Annotated in this window: 4 protein-coding genes; all 4 read left to right on the forward strand. The window is 71.1% G+C overall.

Annotation, left to right across the window (positions count from 1 at the left end):
* The first annotated feature begins 81 nt into the window (after nucleotides 1–81).
* The 4 genes from D7X30_RS41265 to D7X30_RS41280 are packed head-to-tail and all read left to right on the forward strand — an operon-like array spanning nucleotide 82 to nucleotide 2,760.
* Nucleotides 82–483, forward strand: coding sequence for a hypothetical protein (locus D7X30_RS41265; protein ID WP_120568455.1), 402 nt, complete (start codon nucleotides 82–84; stop codon nucleotides 481–483).
* Nucleotides 480–869 carry an IS66 family insertion sequence element accessory protein TnpB gene (tnpB, locus tag D7X30_RS41270; RefSeq protein WP_120568456.1) on the forward strand — a complete coding sequence of 130 codons (390 nt, stop codon included), beginning with the start codon at nucleotides 480–482 and terminating at the stop codon, nucleotides 867–869. The genes D7X30_RS41265 and tnpB overlap by 4 nt, the downstream gene beginning before the upstream one ends.
* Before the next feature lie 45 nt (nucleotides 870–914).
* Nucleotides 915–2,393 (forward strand): IS66 family transposase, encoded by a 1,479-nt coding sequence (locus D7X30_RS41275; protein ID WP_120568457.1) that lies wholly within the window; start codon nucleotides 915–917, stop codon nucleotides 2,391–2,393.
* A gap of 10 nt (nucleotides 2,394–2,403) precedes the next feature.
* The gene (locus tag D7X30_RS41280; RefSeq protein ID WP_120568458.1) at nucleotides 2,404–2,760 is read left to right on the forward strand and encodes a hypothetical protein; all 357 of its coding nucleotides are present in this window, start codon (nucleotides 2,404–2,406) and stop codon (nucleotides 2,758–2,760) included.
* The last annotated feature ends 75 nt before the right edge of the window (nucleotides 2,761–2,835 follow it).

Genomic DNA, 2,835 nt, shown 5'->3' on the forward strand with positions numbered 1-2,835 from the left:
GTACCTCCTCGCCCGACCCCGTCGTGACGGGAGGAGGATGACGTGCGGAGGTGAGCGCTCGATTCGAAGCAGGAGGAGCGCGTGGGCATGGAGTTGAAGGAGCTGGCAGCGAAGCTGAAGCAGGAGGTGGAGGGGCAGCGGAGCCGTGGGACACGGTGGAGATTCGACGAGGACTTCCGCGCGCGGGCGGTGGCGTACTTGAGAGCGCGTCAGGCGGAGGGTGGGACGCAAGAGGAAGCAGCGCGGGAGATGGGGCTGTCCTCGTGGACGCTGTCCAGGTGGGGGCGGCAGGGCGGGCCTGTGCGACGCGGGCGTCCGGCGCGAGTGTCGCCGGAGACAAGCACCGCGGCCTTCCACGCGGTGGCGGTGAAGCGCGAGGAGGAGGCCGAGGGAGTGCTGGTGGTGCACGGGCCTGGGGGCGTGCGGGTGGAGGGCCTCAGCGTGGCGCAGGTGGTGGAGGTGCTGAAGGGGCTCGGGGGATGATGGGCACCACGCGCAGGCTGGCGGTGTACGCGTACGCGCGCCCGTGCGACATGCGCAAGTCCTTCGACACGCTGGCCGCGCTGGTGACGCAGGGCATGGGACGCGACTTGCTGGGCGGAGACGTCTTCCTTTTCGTCGGCAGAAACCGGAAGCGGGCCAAGGCCCTCTTCTTCGACGGCACGGGGCTGTGTCTGTACGCGAAGCGGTTGGAGAAAGGCCGCTTCGCGGCGGTATGGAAGCGCGCGCAGAGGGAGGCGCCGGTGGCGCTGACGTTGCCAGAGCTGACGCTCTTCTTCGAGGGGGGCGAGGTGCTGGGAAGGCAAAGCCTCTCACCGGGGGCGGCCGAGGCGGTGACGGTATTCGCGCGGGCGCGGGCGGCAGGCTGACGTCGCTTGCAACCTGCCAGGGGGTGTGGCACCAGCACTACCTTCATGGTGCGCCTCACCACCGAGAGGGACGTCGAAAGGCTGCGCCAGGCGGCGCTGCTGCTGGAGGCGGAGAATCGCCGCCTGACGTCCCGCGTGCTGGAGCTGACGCGCCAGTTGCTGACGGCGAAGGGCGAGGCGGCCGAAGTGCTGCAGCTACGGCTGGTGGAGTTGGAGCGGCAGCTCTCCCGGGCGCGCGACTGCCTCTACGGGCCCTCCAGCGAGAAGCGCCCGCGCCCCTCGGCCGCGCCCGCCCCCGCCGAAGCGAAGTCCCAGCGTGGCCACGGGCCGCGCCAGCAGGCGCTGCCGGTGGAAGAGGTGGTGCACTTGCTGGACGCGGCGGACCAGCAGTGCCCCCAGTGCGGCGGCGCGCTGGCCGCCATGACGGGCCAGTACGAGGAGGCCGAGGAAGTCGACGTGGTGGAGCGCCGCTTCGTCCTCAAGCGCCACCGCCGGCAGAAGTACCGCTGCGGCTGCGGCGGGTGCGTGGAGACGGCGCTGGGCCCGCCGAAGCTTCAGCCCGGCGGACGCTACTCGCTGGACTTCGCCCTGGAAGTCGCCGTGCAGAAGTACCTGGAGCACGCGCCGCTGGAGCGGCAGGTGCGGGCCATGGCGCGCGAGGGCCTGGTGGTGGACAGCCAGACACTCTGGGACCAGGTGCTGAGGCTGGCCCGCCTGCTGCTGCCTACGTGGGAAGCACTCTGGCTTGAGCAGCTGCGTCGGCAGGTGCTGGGCGCGGACGAGACGCGCTGGCCGCTCCTGGGCAGCCCGGGGCAGACGAAGTGGCACCTGTGGGCCCTGGCCAGCGCGCACGCCGTCGTCTACCGCGTGGCGGACACCCGCGGCGCCGAGGCCGCCAGGGAACTCTTGAAGGACTTCTCGGGCGTGCTGGTAACGGACGGCTACGCCGTCTACGCGGCGGTGGCGAAGCAGAGCGCCGGACGCTTCCACGTGGCGCACTGCTGGGCCCACGTGCGCAGGAAATTCCTGGAGTGCGGCGGGCCCGAGGCCGACGTCGCCGTGCGACTCATTGGCGAGCTCTACCAGGTGGAGCGCGAGTACCAGACGGGCCCGCCCAACGTGGGGCGGCTGCACGCGCTTCGCCAAGAGAGGAGTCGTCCGGTGGTGGCCCGCCTGCATGCGTGGGCCCTCGAGGTGCGCGCGCTGCCCGAGTCCGCGCTGGGCAAGGCCCTGGGCTACCTGGGAAACCTCTGGCCGGGGCTGACGCGCTTCCTGGACAATGCACTCGTGCCCCTGGACAACAACGCCACCGAGAGGGCCCTGCGCGGGCCGGTGGTGGGCCGCAAGAATCACTACGGCAGCCGCAGCCGCCGGGGCACCGAGGTGGCCGCCATTCTCTACAGCCTGCTGGAGTCCGCGAAGCGGTGCGGCATCGAGCCCAAGGCCTACCTGCGCGCGGCCGTGCTGGCGGCGCTCCACGGCGAGCCGCCTCTGCTACCCCACCTGCACGCGGCCGCCAGTTGAAAGGGAAACCATGGCCGCGAAGATTTCCGAAACCCTCCTGGAGTACGTCGCGCCGCTGCTCGCCCAGCTCCCACCGGGCGCGTCGCTGCAACAGCAGCAGAGCTTCCTCCAGGTGGTCATCACCGTCTGGAATGCGCTGGTGGTGGTGCAGTGGGGAGAGCCGGACCTGCTGCCTGACGTCTACCGCCGGCTGGAGGCCATGCCCCAACCCGGCCGGGCGACGATGCGCGCGATGGTGGACGCGCTCGTGGAGCGCAAGCGACGGCACTTCGCGGACGACCTCCGCGCCGTGGGACGCTGGGAACTGCGCGTGAAGCCGGACGGCGAAGTCTCCCTCTGGGCCGAGGCTCGCGGCCCGTCGCGCTGAGACGACTCACCCAGCAATCATTCGCAGAACCTCTGCGTCAACCTCGCTCTCGACGGGCTCGGGCGAGGACTTACC

The organism is Corallococcus sp. AB011P (assembly GCF_003611605.1).
Taxonomy (GTDB): Bacteria; Myxococcota; Myxococcia; order Myxococcales; family Myxococcaceae; genus Corallococcus; species Corallococcus coralloides.